23 protein-coding genes and 1 pseudogene are annotated in these 23841 nt (G+C 62.4%); 12 read left to right on the plus strand and 12 right to left on the minus strand.

What is annotated here, in order from left to right; all coding sequences use genetic code 11:
* Positions 1-5: 5 nt before the first annotated feature.
* Positions 6-1556 (minus strand): RHS repeat domain-containing protein, encoded by a 1551-nt coding sequence (locus tag JQ639_RS03920; RefSeq protein ID WP_211969311.1) that lies wholly within the window; start codon positions 1554-1556, stop codon positions 6-8.
* 116 nt (positions 1557-1672) lie between these two features.
* On the opposite strand from JQ639_RS03920, the gene dinB reads away from it, so the two are divergent.
* Positions 1673-2773 (plus strand): DNA polymerase IV, encoded by a 1101-nt coding sequence (dinB, locus tag JQ639_RS03925; protein ID WP_211969310.1) that lies wholly within the window; start codon positions 1673-1675, stop codon positions 2771-2773.
* Here dinB and JQ639_RS03930 read toward each other — a convergent pair.
* The 4 genes from JQ639_RS03930 to JQ639_RS03945 form a co-directional block, all read right to left on the minus strand.
* Positions 2770-2991, minus strand: a complete 222-nt coding sequence (locus JQ639_RS03930) for a hypothetical protein (RefSeq protein ID WP_211969309.1) — start codon at positions 2989-2991, stop codon at positions 2770-2772. The genes dinB and JQ639_RS03930 overlap by 4 nt on opposite strands.
* Positions 2992-3008: 17 nt before the next feature.
* Positions 3009-4190, minus strand: coding sequence for a DUF2252 family protein (locus JQ639_RS03935; protein ID WP_349644738.1), 1182 nt, complete (start codon positions 4188-4190; stop codon positions 3009-3011).
* 300 nt (positions 4191-4490) lie between these two features.
* On the minus strand, positions 4491-6602 hold the full coding sequence (gene katE, locus JQ639_RS03940) for a catalase (RefSeq protein WP_211969308.1): 2112 nt from the start codon (positions 6600-6602) through the stop codon (positions 4491-4493).
* Positions 6603-6775: 173 nt separating this feature from the next.
* Positions 6776-7138 carry a DUF1236 domain-containing protein gene (locus tag JQ639_RS03945; RefSeq protein WP_249123548.1) on the minus strand — a complete coding sequence of 121 codons (363 nt, stop codon included), beginning with the start codon at positions 7136-7138 and terminating at the stop codon, positions 6776-6778.
* A 202-nt stretch (positions 7139-7340) separates the two neighbouring features.
* On the opposite strand from JQ639_RS03945, the gene JQ639_RS03950 reads away from it, so the two are divergent.
* From JQ639_RS03950 to JQ639_RS03985, 9 genes and pseudogenes are all read left to right on the plus strand, one after another.
* On the plus strand, positions 7341-7622 hold the full coding sequence (locus JQ639_RS03950) for a hypothetical protein (protein ID WP_211969306.1): 282 nt from the start codon (positions 7341-7343) through the stop codon (positions 7620-7622).
* 238 nt (positions 7623-7860) lie between these two features.
* On the plus strand, positions 7861-8397 hold the full coding sequence (locus JQ639_RS03955; RefSeq protein ID WP_211969305.1) for a hypothetical protein: 537 nt from the start codon (positions 7861-7863) through the stop codon (positions 8395-8397).
* Positions 8398-8552: 155 nt separating this feature from the next.
* Entirely contained in the window at positions 8553-9071 is a 519-nt protein-coding gene (locus JQ639_RS03960; RefSeq protein ID WP_211969304.1) for a DUF805 domain-containing protein, read from the plus strand.
* A gap of 674 nt (positions 9072-9745) precedes the next feature.
* Positions 9746-10483 (plus strand): DsbA family oxidoreductase, encoded by a 738-nt coding sequence (locus JQ639_RS03965; RefSeq protein WP_211969303.1) that lies wholly within the window; start codon positions 9746-9748, stop codon positions 10481-10483.
* The gene (locus tag JQ639_RS03970; protein ID WP_211969302.1) at positions 10470-11147 is read left to right on the plus strand and encodes an FAD binding domain-containing protein; all 678 of its coding nucleotides are present in this window, start codon (positions 10470-10472) and stop codon (positions 11145-11147) included. Before JQ639_RS03965 ends, JQ639_RS03970 begins: the two co-directional genes overlap by 14 nt.
* A gap of 14 nt (positions 11148-11161) precedes the next feature.
* Positions 11162-11299: pseudogene (locus JQ639_RS35770) on the plus strand (hypothetical protein); the annotation flags it as partial.
* A gap of 3 nt (positions 11300-11302) precedes the next feature.
* Complete coding sequence (locus JQ639_RS03975; RefSeq protein ID WP_211969301.1) at positions 11303-11605, plus strand: Rossmann-fold NAD(P)-binding domain-containing protein; 303 nt, start codon at positions 11303-11305, stop codon at positions 11603-11605.
* Between the two features lie 25 nt (positions 11606-11630).
* Complete coding sequence (locus tag JQ639_RS03980) at positions 11631-12905, plus strand: NAD(P)/FAD-dependent oxidoreductase (protein ID WP_211969300.1); 1275 nt, start codon at positions 11631-11633, stop codon at positions 12903-12905.
* On the plus strand, positions 12902-13339 hold the full coding sequence (locus JQ639_RS03985) for a winged helix-turn-helix transcriptional regulator (protein ID WP_349644737.1): 438 nt from the start codon (positions 12902-12904) through the stop codon (positions 13337-13339). Before JQ639_RS03980 ends, JQ639_RS03985 begins: the two co-directional genes overlap by 4 nt.
* Before the next feature lie 245 nt (positions 13340-13584).
* Here JQ639_RS03985 and JQ639_RS03990 read toward each other — a convergent pair whose 3' ends face one another.
* Genes JQ639_RS03990 through JQ639_RS04005 form a run of 4 tightly spaced genes read right to left on the minus strand, consistent with a single transcriptional unit; the run spans position 13585 to position 17297 of the window.
* Positions 13585-14007 carry a cupin domain-containing protein gene (locus tag JQ639_RS03990; protein WP_211969299.1) on the minus strand — a complete coding sequence of 141 codons (423 nt, stop codon included), beginning with the start codon at positions 14005-14007 and terminating at the stop codon, positions 13585-13587.
* Between the two features lie 43 nt (positions 14008-14050).
* Positions 14051-15709 carry a cation/acetate symporter ActP gene (gene actP, locus JQ639_RS03995; protein ID WP_211969298.1) on the minus strand — a complete coding sequence of 553 codons (1659 nt, stop codon included), beginning with the start codon at positions 15707-15709 and terminating at the stop codon, positions 14051-14053.
* Entirely contained in the window at positions 15706-16005 is a 300-nt protein-coding gene (locus JQ639_RS04000; RefSeq protein WP_211969297.1) for a DUF485 domain-containing protein, read from the minus strand. Before JQ639_RS04000 ends, actP begins: the two co-directional genes overlap by 4 nt.
* Positions 16006-16046: 41 nt before the next feature.
* Complete coding sequence (locus JQ639_RS04005; RefSeq protein ID WP_211969296.1) at positions 16047-17297, minus strand: FAD binding domain-containing protein; 1251 nt, start codon at positions 17295-17297, stop codon at positions 16047-16049.
* Between the two features lie 226 nt (positions 17298-17523).
* On the opposite strand from JQ639_RS04005, the gene JQ639_RS04010 reads away from it, so the two are divergent.
* Complete coding sequence (locus JQ639_RS04010; protein ID WP_211969295.1) at positions 17524-18165, plus strand: TetR/AcrR family transcriptional regulator; 642 nt, start codon at positions 17524-17526, stop codon at positions 18163-18165.
* A gap of 48 nt (positions 18166-18213) precedes the next feature.
* Here JQ639_RS04010 and JQ639_RS04015 read toward each other — a convergent pair whose 3' ends face one another.
* The 3 genes from JQ639_RS04015 to JQ639_RS04025 are packed head-to-tail and all read right to left on the minus strand — an operon-like array spanning position 18214 to position 22269.
* Positions 18214-20442: a xanthine dehydrogenase family protein molybdopterin-binding subunit gene (locus JQ639_RS04015; RefSeq protein ID WP_211969294.1), complete on the minus strand. Its 2229-nt coding sequence runs from the start codon at positions 20440-20442 to the stop codon at positions 18214-18216.
* Positions 20439-20927, minus strand: a complete 489-nt coding sequence (locus JQ639_RS04020) for a (2Fe-2S)-binding protein (RefSeq protein ID WP_211969521.1) — start codon at positions 20925-20927, stop codon at positions 20439-20441. Before JQ639_RS04020 ends, JQ639_RS04015 begins: the two co-directional genes overlap by 4 nt.
* A gap of 40 nt (positions 20928-20967) precedes the next feature.
* Positions 20968-22269, minus strand: coding sequence for a cytochrome c (locus tag JQ639_RS04025; RefSeq protein WP_211969293.1), 1302 nt, complete (start codon positions 22267-22269; stop codon positions 20968-20970).
* 337 nt (positions 22270-22606) lie between these two features.
* On the opposite strand from JQ639_RS04025, the gene JQ639_RS04030 reads away from it, so the two are divergent.
* A complete protein-coding gene (locus tag JQ639_RS04030) occupies positions 22607-23815 on the plus strand; it encodes an MFS transporter (RefSeq protein WP_211969292.1) in 1209 nt (402 codons plus the stop codon).
* Positions 23816-23841: the final 26 nt, after the last annotated feature.

The raw sequence follows: 23841 nt of genomic DNA on the forward strand, positions 1-23841 counted from the left end.
TGAAGCTACCTCGGTTCAGGTCTAAAGGTAATGAAGGACTCATTTGGACGGATCTCTCCTCGGAAAAAATCTTGATTACGCGGCTCACCTATAGCACGCGGTCCCTCTGGAAGAGAACTGCTTAGACTGTGTTGTGTTCTGCCCTTCGTACCGGGTGGAAGCACATAATCCCAATCGGAATGAGACTGTGCAGTTCCTTTAGCACGGCTTCCTACTACGGTAATCTCTGTCTGGGTTCGATTAGCTGCATTCTGTATTCGCATGATCTCGCCAGCCGTCAGATTTTCAAGTTTTGCCCCGTTACCAGCGAATGCCGCGCTCCGCCCAAAACGGGCATAGAGACCAACTACCCCGAGAGGTAGCGCGCCTGCCGGATCCCCAACCGCCACGTGGACATCAGCTTGACAAAAATTGCCGCACAGATCCAAAAGCGTGGCAACGCCGGCACGGAGTCCGTTTGAACCGGTGAAGTAGGAGATGCCACCACACATCTCAAGGCATTCACCTGCCCACCTTCCGAGAGTTTGCAACGCTCCCATCGAATATTCATAAGCCGGTGAGCCTAGGGCAAACCCTGCAGCTACGGGGGGAGAAGCAGGCTGCTGGCTCGCTGGAGCTGGCGCAGTAACCGACGGAGCAAACCAAGTCATTCCGTTGCCGCGAGCAAAGCTCCCCCACCGCTCAACCGGACGGTTACCCCGGATCGCATAGACGAACTGAACATATTGAATAGACGTGCCCGCCGGGAAGCTAGGCATTCCCGGAATGTTCGGAAGATTGATACCAGGGAATGTAATCGAGCCGAAGTCGACACCGGAACCGCCACTTCCGGGAATGAAGACCCCGCCACTTCCCCAGCCAGATCCCGGAACAACGATAGGCGGAAGCCGTGAGGGCTCAGGGACGACAATTGCCGGCAGATCCGAGTGCCCGCTCGGATCCACCGCCGACAGCGGCAGGTTGCGGACATAGGAATAGCGATTGAAGCTCTGCGCGTCCCCGGGATGCGGCACCAGGCTGTCGGCGCTGGTGAACCGCGCCACCGTCGGATCATAGAGCCGCGCGTTGAAGTGGATCAGGCCCACTTCGGCGAGATGCTCCTGGCTCGTGAATCCGCGCGTGGTCTGGCTCACAAGGCTGCCGGACGGATCGTCGGACCCGCCGGGCGCGCGCCGCTTGCCCCAGGCGTCATAGGACCCGCGTTCGACGACCGCACCTGTCTCATCCGTCAGGATCGAAACCGAACCGAGGTGATCCTTCAGGAAATAGCGTGTCCAGACCGTTCCGTTCGCCGGCGTCACGAACCGCGCGCCGACCATTGTGCCGCCGACGACGAGGTATTCATTCCACTGACTTGCACCGACGAGCTCGACCTGCACACCGAAGGCGCCGACATACAGCGTCGTTCCCTCCGGCGCGGTCTGCATGAAGCGATCGCCGTCCGGATCGTAGCTGAATGCGACCGTCCGCGCGCCGAGGGTGACGCTGGCCGGCAGGTTCGCCGCGGTGTAGCCGATGGTGCGCCCGAGACCGCCGGTCTGACAGAGGCGCCGCAAAGCTGCCCGCCGGCTCGGCCACGGCTGGAGCCGCCGGGATGACAACGGCGTGAAACATCCCCTGCGCGCGGCGCCCCCACCGCGACGCCTGTCGCGAGGCCCTGTATAATCCGCGCATGCTCCCATCCGAACCACCGAGCCCCGTCCCGCCGCCCCATCGCAAGATCATCCATATCGACATGGATGCATTCTACGCCTCCGTGGAGCAGCGCGATTATCCGGAGCTCCGCGGCAAGCCGGTCGCGGTCGGCGGCTCGGCTGAGCGTGGCGTCGTCGCTGCCGCAAGCTATGAGGCCCGCGCATTCGGCGTTCGATCGGCCATGCCATCGATCACCGCGAAGCGGCTGTGTCCCGACCTGATCTTCGTGAGGCCGCGCTTCGAGATCTACAAGGCGATCAGCCGCCAGATCCGCGAGATCTTCGCCGAGCACACGCCCGTCATCGAGCCGCTGTCGCTGGACGAAGCCTACCTCGACGTCACCGAGAACCTGCAGGGCATTCCGCTGGGACGAGACATCGCGCTCCGCATCCGCGAGAAGATCAAGGCCGAGACCGGCCTCAATGCCTCGGCAGGGATCAGCTACAACAAGTTCCTGGCAAAGCTGGCCTCGGACCACCGCAAGCCCAATGGACAGTACGTGATTTCGCCGGAGATGGGTCCGGCCTTTGTGGAAACGCTGCCGATCGGCAAATTCCATGGCATCGGGCCGGCCACGACCGCAAAGATGAATGCGCTGGGCATCTTCACCGGCCTCCACCTGCGCGGCCAGAGCCTTGCGTTTCTCAGCGCCAATTTTGGCAAGGCTGGCCCCTACTATTACTGGATCTCGCGCGGCGTCGACGAACGCCCCGTCCGCGCCAATCGCATCCGCAAATCGATCGGCGCCGAGAACACGTTTTCGTCTGACCTGAGCGAACGCGAAGCCATGATCGCGGAACTGGCGCCACTCATCGAGAAGGTCTGGCGCCATTGCAAGAGCACCGGCGCGCGGGGCCGCACCGTGACGCTGAAAGTAAAGTTCTCCGACTTTGAGACGATCACGCGAAGCCGATCTGTGATGTCGGCTGTCACGAACGACCACGATCTTTCACGACTGACGATCGGCCTCCTGGATAGTGCCATGCCCTTCCCAAAGGCGGTGCGCCTCCTGGGTGTTTCGCTGTCCTCCCTGCAGACCGAACCGGACGATGAACCACAGCTGCATTTGAGTATCTAGGATTCAAAGTAGACAATCAGGTCACGCGCATCGTCGACGTGTGCTTCGACAGCCTGAGGCGCGCGAGGGATCGAAGCCGCCAGGCCGAGACGCGAAGCGGCCCGGTTCACGAGAGCCCGGCCCGCGATCGCGGGCACGCGCGATACTATGCGTGGCATCAACGAGGATTGGAATAGCAGGGCGATCGTTCCGCCGACGAATGCCAGTGCGACGGTCATCAAGAATCGGGCGCCAGCTACGCGGCCATCGCGTAGCGACGACAGTGTTCAAGATAGGCGGCCTCATGAGAAGCGACTAGCGAAACAACGCTGTTCCAAAGCCAGCTTGGGGCGTCCAGCGACTTTGCTCTGGATGAGGCAAGTGTCCGCAACCAGGCCGCTCGCTCGGCCTTGTCCATTTGACGTCCGTGAGCGATCCCGACAACCGTCGCCAAATACTTGGCAACATCTCCGGCTTCATTCCTCGCCATCGAATCGAAGTCGAATTTCAAATCCTGGGGTAACAACTCTCTGACGAAGATTGACCTGCCGCCGAGTTCAGCGGCGACCATTCGTTCGCCAAGATTTGGCGAAAGATGCTGCGCCCCTTCTACGACCCGCTCGCCGTTCGATCGTGGCATGCGAACATTTTTGTACCGCGGTGCCGATGCAGCTGTGGCTTCTTTAATGTCCATAAGAGCGTAAGTTGCCGAACCGCCCGAACCGACCTTAACCAACACCGCGTACCTCAACAGGCCAAGCGAGCTGCACCCCTTCAGCCAGTAAGCAGCATCGGCTATCTCGATGTCGCCGTTGTTATCGCGCGACTTGAGTTTAGAGGCCAGACCGCGCAGCGCATCGTGACCGAACAATCTTTCGATTGCCTTCCTTTCATCCTGCGATATGGCGAAAAACTTTTTTCCAATCGGGATTTTTGGTTTGGTGTCCCGGATGCGCTCTTTTGCCAGCTGCTTCCAGGTCCGGCGTGTCGATTGACGCATCACCAGGCCGATCGTATTCGGCATATCGCGCAAATCTTCTTCCCAGCGCAACGCCTCTGTGTAGCCCTCGATCATGGACTCCATCATTTTGGCCGCGGTTATACCCGGCAGATTTGATCCCCGCGACGCCATCGTCAGCGACAGTGCGAGACGGATGAGGTCGTGCGAGGGATTGCCTATCACCGCCTGATCGAGATCGCGTATCTGAACACGAACTTTCCCATCAGCATCCGCCAGCGGCCCCAGATTGCCGGCATGGCAATCGCCACAGATCCACACTGCCGGCCCTTCGGGCAAAGCACCACGCTTTTGCTCTTGAAGCCACTCATAGAACTTTACCGTGCTTCCGCGGACATAAGCGTGGGCCGATCGGGCCATTTTAAGCGCTTGCTTGGATTTCAAAATCGAATGTCGCCGTGAATTACCCTGGATGCTCACTCAACGCCCCTTCGCTCGCCCGGATCGTTCCCTTAATGGAACCCACCAACGAGCCAAGAGTTCCATCTGGGATTTCATTCACGGGCAGCGCTGACTTCAAATCCAAATTCGTCGAATAGTCTCAATAAGATGGAACGAAGCGCAACCGTTCTCTAACGATCGGACCCGCCAGAGTGCGCAGACTTAGTCCGATTCCGACTGTTGCTTGCACCAATGGATCACGGTCCTCGCGCCGCTCGGCGAGGACGCTTTCCTGGTCGACCAAGGCATGACCGAAATGACGAGGTAAATGGAAATTCCTTATTTCATTTTGACGCTGGGTTCGCGCGCCCAAAACCGGAGTTGGCCGAGAACACCCACGAAACCGGCAACGTCTTTTGCTGAAGAGAGCGCGATGCAGCCTTCGTCGAGGCTCTCGGGAATTCCCGCCTTTGCGAACAACGGCACGACAGGATCTGCGTATCCGATGAACTTGCAGTGCGCGAACGCGTCAGCAACGAAGTCCCTTGCAGTCGCCTCCATCAGAAGATCTTCCACCGCTTCCTCCGCGGGGAGCAAAGCGACCGCATCGTACAAGACCGACGGGCCACCGTCGATCATCTGATCTGCCGGGACAACATTTCCGTCGCTGGCTTTCACGCCACCGACTTTAGGAGCGATGACCTCAAATGTGGCTCCCTCTTTCGTCAGCGCCCTCTTCAGCGCGTTGAGGATCGCAGCATTCACTCCATCCGTGACGAGAATGCCAACCTTCCGCCCCTCGAAGCTGTTGGGGCCCTTCCGAACGATGCTTAGCGACGGCGACGGATCGAGGTCTTCACGCGTGACGACCGCGGCCTCAGCAGATTTCGGCAATGCCGCGAGACCGAGGGCGTCGCTTACCGACTTCGCCAAATCCTCATCCACGTTCCGCAAGTGCGACACCATGCGTTCCCGAATTGCAGGCGTTTTCACCTTGCTGAGCTCGAACGTTAGCGCAGCCGCGATGTGGTGCTGCTCGCCGGGTGTCTGGCTAATGTAGAATTGCCTTGCCTGGCTATAGTGATCGGCAAAACTCTCGCTGCGGATTCGCTTCTTGGCACCGTCTTCAACCGCGGCGAACGAGGTGAAACCGCGCTGAGGCGATTCTCTGGGGCCTTCGCCGAACGAATTCGGCTGATAGTTGGCCCGGCCGACCGGATTACGCATCGCCATATGGCCGTCCTGCTGGAAATGATGGAACGGGCATTTCGGCGCGTTGATTGGCAAATGCGTAAAGTTCGCACTTCCGAGCCGCTTCAACTGGGTGTCCAAATAGGAGAAGTTACGCCCCTGCAGCAAGGGATCGTTGGAAAAGTCGATGCCGGGCGGAACATTTTGGGTCATGAACGCAACCTGTTCCGTCTCGGCAAAGAAGTTGTCAGGCATCCGGTCCAGAACAAGGCGACCGACCGGGACAGGCGGGAGTAACTCCTCCGGGATGAGCTTTGTGGGGTCGAGGATGTCGAACTCGAAGCGATCGGCGAACTTCTGATCGAACAGCTGCAGTTGCAATTCCCATTCCGGGAAGTGGCCTTCCTGGATCGCAGTCCAGAGATCCCGGCGATGGAAATCCGGATCGGCACCGTTGATCTTCACAGCCTCGTTCCACAAAACCGACTGCAAACCAAGCTTCGGCTTCCAGTGAAATTTGACGAAAGTGGATTCATTCTTGGCGTTGACGAGACGAAACGTGTGCACGCCGAACCCTTCCATGAACCTTAACGACCTCGGGATTGCCCGATCGGACATGATCCACATGACCATGTGCATGCTTTCGGGAGTCAGGCTGATGAAATCCCAGAAATTGTCGTGCGCGGTCTGCGCCTGCGGAAAAGCGCTATCCGGTTCTTCCTTGGCCGCGTGAATGAGGTCGGGAAACTTGATCGCGTCCTGAATGAAAAAGACGGGAATATTGTTGCCAACGATGTCCCAATTGCCCTCCCGCGTGTACAGCTTGACGGCAAACCCGCGTACGTCGCGCGCGAGATCAGGCGAGCCTTTGCTCCCGGCAACGGTCGAAAACCGCACGAAAGCCGGCGTTCTCTCCCCTGCTCGCTGGAACAAGTCGGCCCGTGTGTATTTCGACAATGATTTATAGTTCTCGAAAAATCCATGCGCGCCGTAACCGCGAGCATGTACCACTCGTTCGGGAATCCTCTCGTGATCGAAATGAAAAATCTTTTCCCGGAAATGAAAGTCCTCAAGAAGCGTCGGCCCGCGCGGCCCGATCTTGAGCGAGTTTTGATCGTCCGAAACTGGGCCACCCTGCGCCGTTGTCAGCACCGGCACATTCCCGCTGGCAACTTGATGAAGTTCGCCGCCCTCGCCGCGCTTCAATTTCAGATCGTCACTGGCGGTTTTGCGCTTTGGAGCTTTCGGTGACTTTGCCATGGCGGGATTCTCCTCGAATCGTATCAATGCTCAATGCGATGGCTGGCGTTCGCGCATATCAATCGCAACGAGCAACGCCATCCGCGAGAAAAGTCTATTGGGCGCCGCAAGGAGATAGGGAGCGGCTCAACGCGCTGCCGGCATCTGCCGCGGATGGCGGCTTGCCGCCGTTTTCACTCGATGATCTCGACGATCCGATGGGAGCGCGGGTCCACCAGAACAGTTCGTCCATTGACAACGGTGTAGCGATAGCTGGAAGCGCCATATTCCGCGGGCACATCGTAGTAGACAATGCCATCTCCAGAAAGGTCGGCACCTACTTTCAAATCGCCATGGTACTCATAAGACGGCAGACGACGCTCGACAACGTAGCTGCGGAAGCGCGGCCTCTGGTCGATTCCCAGCACCCCATTCACGCCACCCACCACGCCGCCGATCGCGCCTCCCACAACAGCTCCGACTGGCCCAGCCGAGCGGGCGCCCTCTCGCGCGCCCTCGTCAACTCCGCCGACGATGCCTTGAGCATAGCCCGACATTGGAACAGCAATCGTCACGGCCGCTGTGAGCGAAGCCGCCTTCCAGATATTCCGGTCCATTTAGGCCTCCTGAGCGCGATGGGCGGACAACAAGGCGATCGCGGGCTGATGGTTCCGCACCTCGCTGAGGAAAGTGGAAAATGGAGCTTCGGCTCAAAGCCTCCATCAAGTCCGCACCATTCTGTTTAGAGGCCCCGGCGACATGTTCCACGATTCTGCCGGCAGCCTTACGTCTCACGACGGCTCGACGCGCTACCTCGTATTCGTCTCTGAAGGTGCTGGCATCGAACTCCGAGGCCTCGCGCTCAATAATCTGACTGGCGAAGGGCAGCATATCTCGAGCGATAGAAGGCGTGCTTCGGCAAACACCATATTCGGCATCGCGCTCACTGCTGGAATGGGTCTGTTCCTGATCCGACTTTCCAGCAATGATGCGTGGGTGGCCGACCGCGCTCTCTCCTGGCCAGTGCCGCGAACAGGCTGATAGCCCGACGAATTCCCTAAGGTGCGTTCACGTTGCTCATATGATAAGAATGGTCGGCCGAAAAATGCTCCCGAAGATAGTGTTGTCGTTCGTTTTTAAGCGTCGAAATTCTTCTCGGCCAGGCCGTATTGGCGGTTGGGTAGTGTGCCGTCACCTACGTCGGTACAGAAACGGCCGTAATTACTTCGAAGCGGGCAAGATGCGCACGGCGCGATGCCCCAGTCAGGTGGAGCTTGACGTGGTTCGTTTGGTGTTCGCGGTACTTGCACTGCTTGTGCTCACGCGGGTGGCCCCTGCAGAAGAGGACAACGGCCCCGCGCTGGTCGATCTCTTCGTCAAAACCTGCGCGCTGCGGCCGCTGTTGCCGAGCGAAATGGAACGGATCGCGTCCGGATTGGGTTTCGTAAGCGATGGCAGCCCGATTTCCGCTGATATGGAGACCGCCTCCCGGATTGATATCCTCTATATGGCCGAACTGAAGAAGCGGGGCGAGAAAATCGCCAGCCTGACCGCCTACTTTGATGGTCCCGCCGGTGGCCTGACCGTGACTTGCTCGGTGACGGCAACCGGCGTGTCGGCAGATTCGCTGCCAAGTCTCATCGAGAAGTCACTGAATGCTCGCGATCGAATTGAGAAGGCGCCTGACAACGATCGGCGGATGGCGAACTGGCGCATGGGCGCTCCGGGGGACGATGAAAAGCTCGAAATGTCGGCGCGGCGGAATTCACCGCGGCGCGCCTCGATCACGATCGAGTATCGCGGCCACAAGCGATGAAGGAAACGGTGCTGAGAAGAGAGAAGAGCCTGCGCTGCTCGGCTGACGCAACCGCGAAACGTAGATTGCCAGGCGTCCGGCTAAGACTTATCGGAACGGGATCCCCGATACCGGCGAGCTCAGCCTCTATCGTCGTAGGCTCATAGAGCTCCCACATGGGCTGCACCAGGCGTCTATTCAGCTTTCGCGGCCGCATCAATCGCGCCGAGTATGCGACCGTGATGCTGGCGTGCCTCGGCTGGTTGGCTTTCACCGCCTGGATATTGGTTCTGGCGGTTAGGCGGCTGTCAGCCGCGGGCCTTTTCCCGGAATTACCCGATACATTCCACTTCGGCGTCGAGGAGATTTTCATGCTGCTCGACGCCGCGCTTGATCACGCCGCATCGCCCGCCGATTGGGTCCGGGTCATGGGTTACTTGTGCGATCTCGCAACCTATCGCTCGGCGCCGGTCGGCGAGCTGGCAGCAATCATCGTTTATCTCATGGGAACGCCGATACTTGTGTGGATCTACTTTGTCGCCTCCATCAAACGGTTGCATGACCGCGAGAGGAGTGGCTGGTGGATGGCGCTGTTCTTGCTGCTCCCGGCGGTGGTCAGCCTCGTCTCCAACCGGCTCGGCGTATACGAGATCCGCGGTCTGTTTCTCCTCGCCGCCAACCTGTTTTACGTCTAGGGCGGCATCGAAATGCTTGTCCTAAGTGGCGTCCCTCGGACCAACCGTTTCGGCCCCGAGCCGCCGCGCGGAGCGCTGGTTGCGGCCGCGCGCAGGCTTCTCTAGCGGCGATTCTCCATTCCCATGATGACCCGGCGGGCTACGCCACCAAACTTCCGCCCTTTATGAGGCTGCATCGCCCAACGTCCACCCGGATGATCGAGGAGACGCTCTGCTCGACTAAGACAGACTCGCCGGAATCGAACGCAACGTTCCTTCCCGACTGCTCTACGCTCAACAAGGACCGCCCAGCATAGAGAGGCAACACGACATTGTTGGTGTTCTGAGCAGCGAGATTGATCCCGGAGTCTATCACTAGACAGCAAGCTTCAGGGCCGTTGCACGGCGGCGCTGATGGACCATAGGCCGGAGACCTCGGCCTTCGCCGCCAGTACGATCAATCAGTTCTGGGCCGAGACCACCGCACTGACGACCAAGATTCAAACGCTCGCTGTCAAGCAGCCCGCAGTAGGTCACGGAAATCAGCCAGAACATAGCCGCTCGCATATGAAGAACGCCTCAGTAATCACGAGGCTCACGAGCCAATTTCATGGTCACCAGAAGGTGCCTACTTGTTCTCGGGAGACCGCACCCGATCTTGTGTTCTAACGCGAGGCTTAGGAAAGGAACGTGCGGTGTCCAAATTCGTCGAAGGTACGGCGTGCGGTGCGGAAGGATGCGAAATTGCCGAAAGCCGCATAAAGCCTGTCAGCACGAGTGCAGCGATCACCGAGTTGAAGATCCAAATTATATCAGACGCGATCTGCCCGTGGTGTTGGGTGGCCAAGCGCCGGATAGAGCGGGCACTAGCAGCGCTAAAGCCGGCCGTAACGGCCACGATTGCCTGGCGGCCATTCGAGCTCAATCCAGAGATGCCCAAGGCGGGCCTCGACAGGCGGGCCTATCGCTCGCGCAAGTTCGGTTCGTGGGAGCACTCGCAGGCGCTGGATGCCCAAGTCGCGTCCGTGGCGAAGGAGGATGGACTGGAATTCCGCCACCAGCTCATCCAGCGAACGCCCAACACGCTCGACGCACATCGCCTGATCTGGCTCGCCGGGCAGGAAGGCGATCAAAACGCCGTGGTTGAGGGTGTGTTCTCAGCCTATTTTCACGAAGGGAGAGACATAGGAATTGCTGATGTGCTCGCCGATGTTGGAGCGGCCAACGGGCTTGACCGGGCCGGTGTATCGGCGATGCTGAATTCGGATGAGGGCCTTAACGAGGTCGCGGCAGAATTGGATCGCGCGAACCGTCTCCAGGTTTCGGGGGTTCCGACTGTGCTGGTGAATGACCGCCCCCTTTTCTCCGGCGCCATACGATGCGAGTTGATGGAAGTCCGTCTTCGGGAGGCAGCGGGATATGTCGGACAGTGACGCGACGTTGCGTATCCGTGTTGCCGGTGGATCGATCGGTGGCCTGAGCGCGGGTGTCGCGCTCCATCGGGCGGGGTTCGACGTGCATGTTCACGAGCGAAATCCCGGCCCGATGGAAACACGCGGCGCGGGAATCGTCGTTCAAGGTGAGTTGCTGCAGCTCCTTCGTAATGCCGGCGCGCCGCCGCTCCCCACGACGAGTTGCCGCGTTCGACGCTACCTCGATCCGGCAGGCGGAGACGGACGGGTTCAACGTGCTCCGCGGGCATTCACGTCGTGGGAGGCGATCTATACGACACTTCGCGCGGCCTTGCCCGTGGACCGCTATCATATGGGCTCGGTCCTCTCCGGGTTTGAGCAATCCCCGGACGGCGCGTCGATTTCGGCCACCATCGAGGGTCAAGGGCGTGTGGCGGCTGACGTGCTGGTGTGCGCGGACGGTGCACAATCGGAGAATCGTCGTCGATTGCTCCCCGACGTAGCGTCCAATTATGCAGGCGACGTCGCCTGGCGCGGCACCCTGGACGAGGTTGACGCTCCGGCTGACCTCGTCGCTTATTTCGATGATGCCTTCACCTATTCCGAGGCACGCTCCGGCGGACATATCCTTGTCTACCTCATTCCCGGCGAAGGCGCGGTTCCCTCCCCGGCAAACGTCGGCTGAACTGGGTCTGGTACGTGAAGGCTGCCACAACGGAACGGGACAGGCTTTTGATTGATCGGGAGGGCCGATCGCATCATTCGTCCCTCGGCCCAGGGGAAGCGTCGCCGTCCGCGATCCGTTTGCTCGTGGAGCTCGCACATCGAGAAGTGCACCCAATGCTGGCAAAGCTGGTGGCCGCCACACCTGAGCCGTTCTTACAAACGATCGTTGACATGGCAGTCCCGCGCATGGTCTTAGGGCGCACTTGTCTCCTTGGTGATGCGGCGTTCGTCGCACGCCCTCATACGGCTGGGGCGGCAGCAAAAGCAGCTCGGGATGCGTCAGTACTCGCAATGGCCTTGAAGCGTGCTCGCCAGAACGTCGATGCCGGACTCGGCAGCTTCGAGGAGATGCAGCTCGAATACGGTCGTGAAATGGTTGAATACGGTATAGCTCTCGGCAATCGATGGGCGGCATAGAACGCTAACCCTGAAGGGGGACGACATGACAGGCGAATCCAACGGTCCTCAAGTGCAGATCGTACGGCTCTTGGGGCATCGAGACTCTGCCGAAGCGTGGAAGATTCGCGATTTTCTCAAACGGAGTGTCGTCGAGTTTCAGTGGATCGAACTTGCCAGCGACGAAGACTGCCAAGCCGCACTCGGACTCCCGACCCTCGCGAACGTGCGCTTGCCTGTGGTCGAACTGCCACGCGGCGAGCGATTGTTCGGTCCCTCTTTACGCGAGATCGCGGCGCGGCTTGGTTTCGTCACGAAGCCAAAGCTGCGGGAGTACGACCTGTCGATTTACGGGGCAGGACCAGCCGGCCTGTCTGCCGCGGTGTACGCCGCGTCGGAGGGTCTGCGCACCGTCCTGATCGAGCGCAGTGCCGTTGGCGGACAGGCTGGCACCACGTCGATGATCGAGAACTACTTGGGATTTCCGCAAGGCATCAATGGCGCGAGCCTAGCTGAACGGGCACGTCAGCAAGCCGTCAAGTTCGGCGTTGAACTACTGATGATGCAGGAGGGGGTAAAGTCGGAGTTTCATGACAACCGTATCTGGACCGACCTGGCAGATGGCGGGAAGATGGTTGCGCGCGCAAACATCTGTGCCACTGGCGTCGAATGGCGCCTGTTGAACCTCCCAAATGAAGACCGCCTTCTCGGCCGCGGCATCTACTACGGAGCGGGAGCAAGTGAGGCGCCGTTCTGCGCCGGCGAAGACGTATTTGTTATTGGTGGCGGCAACTCAGCGGGACAAGCTGTGATGCATCTGGCCGCTCATGCCCGAAGTGTTACAATGCTTGTGCGCGACAAGGCGCTTTCTGCGTCGATGTCTCAATATTTGTCGGAGCGAATTCTGGCGCAACCCAATGTTCAAGTGCGCTACGATGTCGAGGTTACTGGTCTTGAAGGGAAAGATGCTCTCGAGCGAATTGAGGTGACCTCTCGTAGCGCCAAGGTTTCCGAATGGTCCGCCACGCCGCGCCTTTTTGTGGCGATTGGTGGAGCTCCCAATACGGATTGGGCCATTGATACCGCCATCATTAGAGACCCTGGAGGATACTTAATCACCGGGCCAGATCTGCTGAAAGACGGTCGCGCGCCTCAGTGTTGGCCGCTTAAGCGCGCGCCATACTACCTGGAAACATCGGTTCCAGGCTCTTTCGCCGCAGGAGACGTCCGACATCGTTCGATTAAGCGTGTCGCGACAGCCGCTGGTGAGGGGGCAATGGCCGTCGCCTTTGTGCATCGGTATCTGGAGGAGACGGCGTGAGCCGGAAAACGCCTTCGCCCGAAATCAAGTCTCCCCAAGGCTTGGAAGACAGCACCATAGCCAACGGCGCACTGCCCGAGGCCCTGGACACTCAATTCCCAGCGCGACGAATTTTGTCACTTGTAGGCGACAAATGGTTCACCATCGTACTTTATTATCTATCCACGAGTGAAGTTCGTCGGTTCAACGAGCTCCAACGACAGATACCGGACATTTCGAAGAAGATGCTGATACAAACGCTTCGCGGCATGGAACGTGATGGGCTGCTCGAACGCACAGTCTATCATCAGGTCCCCCCGAAGACCGAGTATCGGCTGACGAGCGATGGTCGCCGCCTACGTGAACCAATAGCATGGCTATGCGAATGGGCGAGCCAAAACAGCGATCTTTTGCAAGCGATTGATAATCGTCGAGACTCGCGACCAGTCGAGTGAGTGAGCCTAGTTGATACCCGTCCTCCCCCCCTGCGATGGGTTCGCCAAGGCCGCAGGCCATGCGCTGGCGCGGCGGGTCCAGCTCGCTAAAACCGACGATATCCCGCAAGCCTTCGATGCTGAAAGCAGGCCTGCGGGGCAATGATCGCAGCTTGCGGACTGGCATGACGACGATCAATCCGCCCTCCCCAGTCGCATATACTGAACCGTGGTCATTGCCCTCGCGCTGCTTTTCTTTAGTCGCCTCAGACCGCTTGAGCGTCCTCATGGCTGAGCTCCAGAGGAGCATTGGCGCTCTCGATAAACTCCACCGTAGTGAACCACAAATCGGCATCGCCGACGTTCTTGAGATCGTGAATCTTGTACGCGCCCTTGCCGTAGACGAAGTGCCGGGTCTCGCCAGCCGAATAGATGGCCTCGACGATCGTCCCGTCCTCCGCATGCGACTGCGCCCGCCCTGGTGTGATTGCGGTCCAAAAATAGTCCAGCACATGGCGATGGAATCCGATGCGCTCGCCGGGAGCCAGCCGGATCTCCCAGACCCGGACGCGATCCGTTTCGGACAACAGCCGGGTGCCAACCCGGCCGCTGCACTGATTGGCATCGAAGTCCTCGCGAATGGCGTCGGGCCAGACAGCCCTGCCGTTGTTCATCGTGTCGGCGTTCATCGTCGCTTCTCCCTGTCGATCGATCGGGTTCTTCCGAAAGCCGTCATTCAGCGGCCAGGCCGGTCTGGGCGCGAACGTGCTGCGCGCCAAAGGATGCCCGGACCGAAGCCGCCGCCGCGCTGCGGTCCAGCACCGACACCGCCCATGACACGGCGAAGGCCAGCGGCACCGAGACCAGCGCAGGATTGTCGTAGGGGAACGGCGCTGGGCCGAACTTGAACACCGCGGTCCACACGCCTGGGCTGAGGGCCACCAGTCCGACCGAAGCCAGCAGGCCGACCAGCGATCCACTCACCGCCCCTCGCGTCGTGAGATCGGGCCACGTGATCGAGAGAAGGATGACCGGGAAATTCGCGCTCGCGGCGATCGCGAACACCAGCCCGACCATGAATGCGATGTTCTGGTTCTCGAACAGCACAGCCAGCCCCATCGACAGCAGGCTGATCGCGACGGCGGCCGCCTTGGAGACCAGCACCTCTTCCCGTTCACCTGCCCGGCCCTTGCGGATGACGCGCGCGTAGAGATCGTGGCTCGCCGCCGAAGCGCCCGCGAGCGTCAGCCCGGACACCACGGCAAGGATGGTCGCGAACGCAACCGCGGAGATGAAGCCGAGCAGCAGCGAGCCGCCGACCGCGTCCGCCAGGTGCAGGGCAACCATGTTCACGCCCCCGAGCAGTCCGCCCGACGCATCACGAAACTGCGGATTGGCCGACACGATCGCGATGGCGCCGAAGCCGAGGACGAACAGCAGGCTGTAGAACACCGAGATGAACCCGGTCGCGACCAGCACGGACGTGCGCGCCTCGCGCGCGTCGCTCACGGTGAAGAAGCGCATCAGGATGTGCGGCAGGCCCGCCGTGCCGAAGATCAGGGCGAGCCCGAGGGAGATCGCCGATACCGGATCCTTGACGAGACCACCGGGCGCCATGATCGCATCGCCCTTGGGATGCAGGGCAATGGCTTCGCGAAAGAGCGCCTCGAGACTGAAGCCGAAGTGGCCGAGAATCAGAAGCGACATCAGCACCGAGCCCGACATCAGCAGGACCGCCTTGATGATCTGCACCCAGGTGGTCGCGAGCATGCCTCCGACCGTGACATAGACCATCATCAGGCCACCGACGATGCCGACCGCATAGAGATAGGGAAGCCCGAACAGAAGCTGGATGAGCTTTCCGGCACCGACCAATTGCGCGATCAGGTAGAACACCACGATGACGAGAGTGTTGACGCCAGCAACCGCCCTCACCGGCAGTTCGGAAAGGCGATACGCCGCGACATCGGCGAACGTGTAACGGCCGAGGTTACGGAGCGGCTCCGCGATCAGGAACAGGATCATCGGGAAGCCGACGAGAAATCCGATCGCATAGATCATGCCGTCATAGCCGGACGTATAGACAAGCGCCGTGACGCCCAGGAACGTCGCAGCCGAGGTGTAGTCGCCCGCGATCGCAAGTCCATTCTGGACGCCCTTGAGGCCGCCGCCGGCGGCATAGAAATCCTTCGCCGTCTTGGTGCCGCGTCCCGCCGCCCACCAGGTGATGGCGAGGCTGACGGCGACGAACCCGAGGAACATGGCGATCGCCGTCGCATTGAGCGATTGCCGCGTGCCGATCGCGCCGGTGAGCGCATCGGCGGCCGCCGGCCAGGCAACGGAGATCAGCGCGGTTGCGAGGGCGACAATACAGGCCGAACGCGGAATCATCGATAGTCCTCCAGCAAGAGTTGATTGAGCCGATCAAACCGAGAATTGGACCGGCGGACATAGAGCGCCGTCAGCAGGAACCCGAGCGCGATGAGGCCGACGCCGACCACGATGCCCCAGGTGATCACGGTGCCGCTCCACAGCGGATACCCGAGCACGTGAGGCGAGAATGCGATGGTCAGGATGTAGGCGAAGTATGCCGTCGCCATGACGATCGACATGCCGACACCGAGACGGGCGCGTTCGCTCGCAAGCTGCCTGAATGCAGAGTTGTCTTGAATGGCTTGCAGGTCCATTGGCTGGTCGTCCTCCCTTCTTGAATGTCCTTGAACTCCGCTCACGCAGCGATCCCGGTTGCAACGGCGGTTTCCGCCATCACGGCTTCGGGGCTGCGGTGAAGCTCCGCCATCGCGCGTTGCTCGGCGGTCGCGATCTGCGCCTGCATGTAGGCGCCGAGATCGCGCGCCCGTCGTACGACCGCCGCGCCGAACGCAAGTCTGGTCGCTTCGAATTTTCCGAGCGCAGCGGAGAGATCGGCAGGACGAGCCCGCAGCGCATCGATCAGCGCGGCCGCGTCGCCGGCTGCTTTCGTCACGCCCATGCCGACATGGGGCCTTGCCACGAAGGCGGCATCGCCCAGGATCACCGTTCGCCGCCCCAGGACCATGCGCGGCGTCTCAAGGTCCAGGATGGACTGGATGAAAGGCTGCGCAGTCACGCGGACCACTTCGGCGAACTGCGGCGCCAGCAATCGCTCGGCGTCTCGCCGCATCGCGGCGATGACGTCCGGACGAATCCGGGTCGGCGGAATGGACAGTTCTTGCCGGACGCCATCGATGTCCGTCAGCAGATCGGCCAGCCCATGATCGGCATCCGCCGGACGGTACCAGACGAAATTGAAGCGCCGCGCTCCGACGCGCATCTCCTCGTTGGCCCCCGCGACGGGATAGCCGAGCATCTGCTCCCCGGGGGGAAGGCTGAAGGCGAACCAGTCGCACAATTCCGCGCGTGTCCGTGGCGACAGGTCCCGTTCGTCGACGAGGCCGCGCCACGCGACGTAGCCGGCATATCCAGGCCGGACGTTCGCCGCGAGTTGGGACCGGACAGACGAGAAAAGACCGTCCGCGCCGATCAGAAGATCTCCCGAGGCTGCGGAGCCGTCGGAGAAGCGCGCCGTCACGCGGTCGGCGGCCTCCGTGACTTCCACGAGGGTCTTGCCGTGGTGGTAGTTTTCCGTCGGAAAGGCTGCTTTCAGCAGACCGTAGAGATGCCCCCAGGACGTGAGGACCTGATGCAACGTGCGCTCGCCCGCGATGCGGCCGGCGCGATCGATCACCCGCCGCCCCGGCACGGCGACCCCGACAGCGGCGGCCTCGGTGTCGATGCCGGCCCGCGCCAAAACCTCGAACAGTTCGCGATGCGTGACGATGCCCGCACCCCGGCCCGCCAGTTCGGCGCCGATGCGCTCGTAGACATCGACCCTCCAGCCCTCGCGGCGCAGCAGCAATGCCGCGAACAGTCCGGCCATGGACCCGCCGATCACGACGGCTTTCGGCTGTGTTCCCTGCATCCAGCGATCCTTGGTCATCGAGCAGCCTCCCTTCGGCGCGGTTGGATCGGTTGTCTATTATTTATCGATTGATTATTTATGCATGCAGCGCCAACCGTCGTCAATTATTATTTATCGATTGATCAACAAAGAGTGACGAGCCGCCGCGGGGTCGGCCAAGGCGGCAAATCAGTGTATGAAGCGGTAGACCAGCCCTCGAACTCACGTATCCAGTGTGAAGAAGCCCAACAGCCCGCGTCCCAAAATGCCGATCCGAGAGCAGCAGAGGCTGGACCCGGTCGAACGGGAAGGCATCATCGCGCGCGAGGCGGTTTCATTCTTCGCCGAGCACGGCTTCGAGGGACAAACCCGCGAGCTCGCCAAACGGCTGCAGATCACCCAACCCCTGCTCTATCGCTACTTCCCGAGCAAGGACGCGCTCATCGAGCGGGTCTACCAGGAGGTCTTCGTCGGGCGGTGGCGCCCGTCATGGGAGAAGATCATCACCGATCGCTCGGTTCCCCTCGAGGCGCGGCTGATCCAGTTCTACCGCGAGTATGCCGAGGTCATTCTCACCTACGAATGGATCCGGCTTTTCATGTTCGCGGGCCTGAAGAACCTCGGATTGAACGCGCGCTATCTCAAGATGCTGCGCGAACGCGCGTTCGAGAAGCTGGTCGAGGAGATCAGGCTGGAGTACGGGCGCCCGTCGATCCGCGACCTCCCGATCACCGTTCTCGAAATCGAGATGGTCTGGGGCCTCCATGCCGCGATATTCTATCTCGGGGTGCGCAAGTTCATCTATTCGATGCCGCTCGAAACGGACGTCAACTCGATCATCGACGCGAAGGTCGCGACGTTCCTCAGCGGCATCCACACGGTTCTGCCGGCCAAGGAAACGGTGTAAGCGCGCAGCCTTCACACGACAGCGTGCCTGCCGCCCGTCGCGGGCCGATCACCGCGCCATCGCCGTCCTGATGCGCTCCGGCGTCAACGGAAGCTGGTGCAGGCGAATGCCCGTCGCATCCCTGATGGCGTTGGCAAGTGCGGCTCCGGTTGGTCCTTGCGCCGCTTCGGCGACGCCATAGAAGGCGTCGCCCGGCCGATCGACCAGGTGAACCTCGACCGCCCCGGGAACGCTGTCGAAGCGCATGATCGGATAGGCCGACCAGTCCACCGACGTCACGCGCGTGCGATCGAACGTCACCCGCTCGAACAGCGTCCAGCTCGCGGCCTGCAGGACGCCGCCTTCGATCTGGTTGCGGACCCCGTCCGGGTTCACGACCTGCCCTGTGTCCACCGCCGCCACGACGCGACGGATGCGAACCACGCCGCTCAACCGGGGGACTTCGATCTCGACCGCCACCGCGCACCAGGCTTCGAGATTCTTGTAGCGCGCGAAGCCGAACCCGAAACCGGTGCTCTCCGAGGACTTGACCCGTGCGCCCCAGCCGAACCGCGACGCCGCCGTCTCGATGACGTCGCGGGCGCGCGGATCTTCGATGTGCCGCAGCCGGAACGCCACCGGATCCTGTCCCGAACGGACCGCCAGTTCGTCGAGGACGCTCTCGATCGAGAGGACGTTGAGATAGCCGCCCAGGGAGCGCATGGACGAGCCGCGCAAGGGCATGTCCGGCAAAAAGTGACTGATCACCTTGCAGTTCGCGATCGCGTAGAGCGGGATCGCGTTCCGATCGCCCCCTCCCTCAGGCTGTGCAAGGGCGACAGGCGGCGCGGGCGGAGAGGCATCCGACTTCAGCCTGGCGGCGATCAGGGTCCCCGGCGGACCGGCCCGCATCATGTGCGACGGGCTCCAGACCTCATGGTGCCAATCGGCGATGGCCCCATCGCTTCCGACCGTCGCTTTCAGCTTGACCACCATGCCGGGGCCGAACGGATCCCATGCATGCTCCTGCTCGCGCATCAGCTGGACCCTGACCGGCCGCCCGGGCACTGCGAGGGCGAGCATCGCCGCGTCGGCAGCGGCATCATCGGCGCCGTTGTGGCCATAGCAGCCGGCCCCCTCGGCGTGGATGCAGCGTACGTTCCCGGCGGGCATCCGCAGCATGCCGGCGATCGCATCGCGCAGGAAGAACACACCTTGCGTGTGGGTCCAGACCGTGAGCTGTCCATCCTCCAGTTGCGCGAGCGCGCATGCCGGCCCGATCGACCCGTGCGAGAGATAAGGCCTGCTGAAAGTACCCTCGACCACCAGCCCAGGGCCGCCGGAATGTCCGCTGTCGTGAATGGTCGTATCGCGCGATGGCAGTTTCATCAGCACGGCCGGCAAGTCCGCCTGGTCCGGCAGGTCCTGCCGTTCGATCCACGTCGTCGAGGCCGCAAGCATTCGCATGGCCTGCACCGCGGTCCACTCGCGCTCTGCAATGACGCCAAGGAAACTGCCGTCCCGGACAACCTTGACGACCCCGCTCATCTGCTCGACACGCGACATGTCGCAGTCCAGCAAGGTGGCACCGTAACTCGGCGCGCGAACGACGCGGCCGTGCAGCATCCCGTCAGGGCGCATATCCTGGACGTAAGCTACCCCGCCCGTCACCTTGGCCGGAATGTCGACCCGCGGCACGGGCCGGCTCATCACGGTGAAGTCCGCAGGCGAGGTCAGATGCGAGTCCTGCGTGGCGTCGACCGACAGCAGCTGATCGCGGACGAGGTCACCGTAAGACAGGCGCGTGCCGCCGGCGCCGAACACCTCGCCGTCGCGCACGTGCAGCGTGGTGACGGGCACGCCGAGCCTGCGCGCCGCTTCGTCGCGGAGCAGCTCGCGCGCCTGCGCTGCGGCATGCCTGATCGCGGTGCCGGAATCCTGCATCGAGTGGCTGGCGGCCGTATAGCCCTCATTGGGCGTCCGCGCCGTGTCGGCCGTGATCAACGACACCCGGCCGAGCGGCAATTTGAGCTCCTCCGCGGCGACCTGAAGCAGCGCTGTCTTGAGGCCCTGCCCAAGCTCGGCCTTTCCCGTGAGGATCGAGGCTGCGCCTGACGCATCGATGCGAATCCAGGCGTCGATCCGCGGCGTGCCGTCGAGGCTGCCCGGCAGGCCGTGTTTCGACGGACCACCGCCGGTGCCGGTTTCGGTTTGTGCGCGCGCGCCCGACAGGCGGAAGGCGACGATGAGCGCGCCAGCGCCGGCCAGGACGCTGCGCCGGGAAAGGGCTTGCGTCATCGGCCTGTCCCCGCCTCTACGGCCTTCGGCCGCATCTCGTTCGCCGCGCGCCGGATCGCGCGCAGGATCCGCATATGCGTGCCGCACCGGCACAGGTGAGGCTGCAGCTCTGCCCTGATCATCTCGTCGGAGGCGTGCGGATCGCGAGACAGCAAAGCTTGCGCCCGCATCATCATGCCGGGAATGCAATAGCCGCATTGCGCGGCCTGCTCCGCGATGAACGCGCGCTGCATCGGCCCAGGCGCATCCTGGCTTCCAAGCCCTTCCAGCGTGGTGACGGCACGTCCCTCCAGCACCATCACCGGCGTAACGCAGGAGAAGACGGCCTTGCCGTCGACGATGACGGTACAAGCGCCGCACTGGCCGAGCCCGCAGCCGTATTTCGCAGCGTTCAAGCCGAGCGTGTCCCTGAGAACGTAGAGCAGCGGCGTGTCCGGGCTCGCCTCGACGGTTCGGCTCTCGCCATTGATGATCAAGGTCGTCATGATGTTTGCCGAGCCTCCAGAGTGCTTGCGGGACGCGACGTCATCGGCCACTCCGTATTTCAGCCACCGCCTTGGCCACCCCGTCCCAGGGGGGCCTTCCGGCAAACCGGGCACGCAGGTAGTTGACGAGATCCGACATCTGCCGATCGCCGAGGACATCGCCAAAACCCGGCATGATCGGACGCGCGGATGCCCCCGTCGCCGGTATGCCCCTCATCACCAGGTTGATCAGGTTGGCGGGCACGTCGTCCGTGACCGCGCTGGACAGACCCAGTCTTGCGCCGCCGAGCGGCAGCGGCCGATCGCCTTCGTGGCAGGACGCGCAGACGGTGGCGTAGATCGCGCCGCCCGGTTCGGACGGAACAGGCGGCGTCGCGGCCTGCGCGCCGGCGGCCTGCGGCAAGCGTCCCGGACCGGGCGGAGTACTCTGCGATCCGGTCCGCGCCTCGCCGCTGCCGAGTGAGGCGAGATAGTAGGCCATCGCGCCGACATCGGCAGGATCGACCCTGGCCAGATTGTCGGCCACGTTCGCCATCGGCCCCTGCGCGGTGCCATGCAGGGGATGCGAGCCGTGCGCGAGATAGTCGGCGAGAGCGGCTTCGTCCCACGCGACCGGCGATCGCGAATGTCGCCCGAGCGCATAGGCGCGCCAGCCTTCGGCCTCGCCGCCTTCAAACCCGGCCGATGTTTTTTCGGCGCCTAGCAGATTTCGCGGAGAATGGCAGGCCCCGCAGTGGCCCAGCCCGTCGACCAGATACTTGCCCCTGTTCCACCGCTCGTCCTGCGACGGGTCGGCGACGAAACGCGCCTCGCGCAGGAAGAGCAGCTTCCAGCCGGCCAATGTCAGACGGACGTTGAGCGGAAACGGTAGCGCGTTGGGCGGCGCGGACGCGCTGACCGGATCGATCGACATCAGGAACGCGTAGAGCGCCTTCGCGTCATCGTCCGACACGCGCGTGAAATGATCGTACGGGAAAGCCGGGTACAGATGGCGGCCTTCCCGATCCACGCCGGCCCGCAAGGCGCGAACGAACGCCTCCTCCGACCAGCGCCCGATGCCCGTTTCCACGTCCGGGGTGATGTTGGTGGAGTAGATCGTGCCGAAGGGCGTCGGCATCGCGAGCCCTCCCGCATAGGGCATTCCGCCGGGTGCGGTATGGCATGTGGCGCAATCCCCGAGGAGAGCGAGGCTGGCCCCGCGACGCACCAGCGCACGATCCGGCACGCCGCGCGACCGCGGATCGATGGGAGGAATGGGCGCTTTCCAGGCGTAAAGAAGCGCGGCGGCACCGCCGACCACGCCGACAGCAAGCAGCACGAGCGCAACGAGCCTGAACTTCATCGCCCTGCCCTCCCGGATGCGACCGCCATGTCAGGAAGGCCCGATCTGCTTCTTTGCAATGCGACGCATGGCCTGCACGATCTCCCGATCACAGCGTGGCGAGCCCATCCAAGGCGCGCCGGAAGCCACGGCACCCGCAGGCTTGATGCGCCAGCAGGCAACGGCTTGGCGTGCGAAGGGCGGGCGCGCGGCGCCCGGGCACAGACAGACGCAGGGAGCAGTCAGGTTTCGACGACACCTTGCAATTTATCGAACGATAATTAACTTGGAGCCAGCCAGAGGTCAAGGGCCAGCGCCCCTAACCTGAGCGGCGCACCGACCAACGAGGATTGCAGCGATGCAGACGTCAACGATTGCGACAGACCAGGGGGCGGCCCAGCTCACCCGGGCGCGGACATTCGCGATGGCGGTGTGCGCGGGGATCGCGGTCGCAAACATCTATTACAACCAGCCTTTGCTGGGCCTGATCGAGGCGGACTACCCGACCTCGTCGGCGATCGGCCTGATCCCGACGGCCACGCAGTTCGGCTACGCCGTCGGCCTGCTCTTGCTGGTGCCCCTGGGCGACCTCGTGGAGAGACGACGCCTCATTGCGGCGCAATTTGTCGTTCTCGCCGCGGCGCTCGCGCTCGCGGCGGCCGCTCCTTCTGCCGCCACATTGATCGCGGCTTCGCTGGTGTTGGGCGTGGCGGCCACGGTGGCCCAGCAGATCGTCCCATTCGCCGCGACGCTCGCGGACGATCGCACCAGGGGGGCCGCCGTTGGAACGGTCGTCAGTGGAATCCTTGGCGGCATTCTGCTCAGCCGCACCATCGCCGGCTTCGTCGGATCGCACTTAGGATGGCGCGAGATGTTCTGGCTCGGTGCACCGCTGGCGCTCGGGGCCGCCGCATTGGTCCGTTCGATCCTGCCGCGCCATCCTGCGACGCAACGGATCAAGTACTTCGCCGCGTTGCGGTCGCTCGTGCATCTCCTTGTCGAGGAGCCTGCCCTGCGCCTTGCCGCCGCGACACAAGCCATGCTGTTCGCCTCGTTCATCGCGTTCTGGACCGTGCTGTCCCTGCACCTTCAGGAACCCGCATACGGGTTTGGACCGGACATCGCCGGCCTGTTCGGCGTCATCGGAGCATCGGGCATTCTCGCTGCGCCACTCGCCGGTCGCGTTGCCGACAGGCGAGGCCCTCACCTCGTGGTCGTGATCGCCGCCGCCATCGCGCTTGTCTCATGGGTGGTGTTCGCCGGATGGAACGCCGTCGCCGGCCTGGTCGTCGGCGTGGTGTTGCTGGACGTCGGCGTGAATGCCGCGCTGGTGGCCAACCAGCATCTGATCTTCGCACTCCGCCCGGAGGCGCGCAGCAGGCTGAACACCGTGTTCATGACGGCGATGTTCCTTGGCGGTTCGCTCGGATCCCTTGGCGCGAGCTGGGCCTATGCGCATCTGTCCTGGCTTGGCGTCTGCGGCTATGGAGCCGTGCTTGCGGCAGCGGGCCTGCTCCTGCAGCTGCCGACGCTGTCTGCCCGGGCCGGCACCGCGGCGCATCACTGACAGTAGCGGTGATTTCGGAGATTACG

Origin of the sequence: Bradyrhizobium sp. U87765 SZCCT0048 (assembly GCF_018131225.1) — a bacterium.
GTDB lineage: Bacteria > Pseudomonadota > Alphaproteobacteria > Rhizobiales > Xanthobacteraceae > Bradyrhizobium_A.

Excerpts from the sequence above, each read along its gene's own strand:
- dinB (WP_211969310.1), top strand. The coding sequence starts at position 1,673 with ATGCTCCCATCCGAACCACCGAGCCCCGTCCCGCCGCCCCATCGCAAG.
- JQ639_RS03930 (WP_211969309.1), bottom strand. The coding sequence starts at position 2,991 with ATGACCGTCGCACTGGCATTCGTCGGCGGAACGATCGCCCTGCTATTC.
- katE (WP_211969308.1), bottom strand. The coding sequence starts at position 6,602 with ATGGCAAAGTCACCGAAAGCTCCAAAGCGCAAAACCGCCAGTGACGAT.
- JQ639_RS03945 (WP_249123548.1), bottom strand. The coding sequence starts at position 7,138 with ATGTCGGGCTATGCTCAAGGCATCGTCGGCGGAGTTGACGAGGGCGCG.
- JQ639_RS03950 (WP_211969306.1), top strand. The coding sequence starts at position 7,341 with ATGTTCCACGATTCTGCCGGCAGCCTTACGTCTCACGACGGCTCGACG.
- JQ639_RS03960 (WP_211969304.1), top strand. The coding sequence starts at position 8,553 with ATGGGCTGCACCAGGCGTCTATTCAGCTTTCGCGGCCGCATCAATCGC.
- JQ639_RS03970 (WP_211969302.1), top strand. The coding sequence starts at position 10,470 with ATGTCGGACAGTGACGCGACGTTGCGTATCCGTGTTGCCGGTGGATCG.
- JQ639_RS03975 (WP_211969301.1), top strand. The coding sequence starts at position 11,303 with ATGCTGGCAAAGCTGGTGGCCGCCACACCTGAGCCGTTCTTACAAACG.
- JQ639_RS03980 (WP_211969300.1), top strand. The coding sequence starts at position 11,631 with ATGACAGGCGAATCCAACGGTCCTCAAGTGCAGATCGTACGGCTCTTG.
- JQ639_RS03990 (WP_211969299.1), bottom strand. The coding sequence starts at position 14,007 with ATGAACGCCGACACGATGAACAACGGCAGGGCTGTCTGGCCCGACGCC.
- actP (WP_211969298.1), bottom strand. The coding sequence starts at position 15,709 with ATGATTCCGCGTTCGGCCTGTATTGTCGCCCTCGCAACCGCGCTGATC.
- JQ639_RS04000 (WP_211969297.1), bottom strand. The coding sequence starts at position 16,005 with ATGGACCTGCAAGCCATTCAAGACAACTCTGCATTCAGGCAGCTTGCG.
- JQ639_RS04005 (WP_211969296.1), bottom strand. The coding sequence starts at position 17,297 with ATGACCAAGGATCGCTGGATGCAGGGAACACAGCCGAAAGCCGTCGTG.
- JQ639_RS04010 (WP_211969295.1), top strand. The coding sequence starts at position 17,524 with ATGCCGATCCGAGAGCAGCAGAGGCTGGACCCGGTCGAACGGGAAGGC.
- JQ639_RS04015 (WP_211969294.1), bottom strand. The coding sequence starts at position 20,442 with ATGACGCAAGCCCTTTCCCGGCGCAGCGTCCTGGCCGGCGCTGGCGCG.
- JQ639_RS04020 (WP_211969521.1), bottom strand. The coding sequence starts at position 20,927 with ATGACGACCTTGATCATCAATGGCGAGAGCCGAACCGTCGAGGCGAGC.
- JQ639_RS04025 (WP_211969293.1), bottom strand. The coding sequence starts at position 22,269 with ATGAAGTTCAGGCTCGTTGCGCTCGTGCTGCTTGCTGTCGGCGTGGTC.
- JQ639_RS04030 (WP_211969292.1), top strand. The coding sequence starts at position 22,607 with ATGCAGACGTCAACGATTGCGACAGACCAGGGGGCGGCCCAGCTCACC.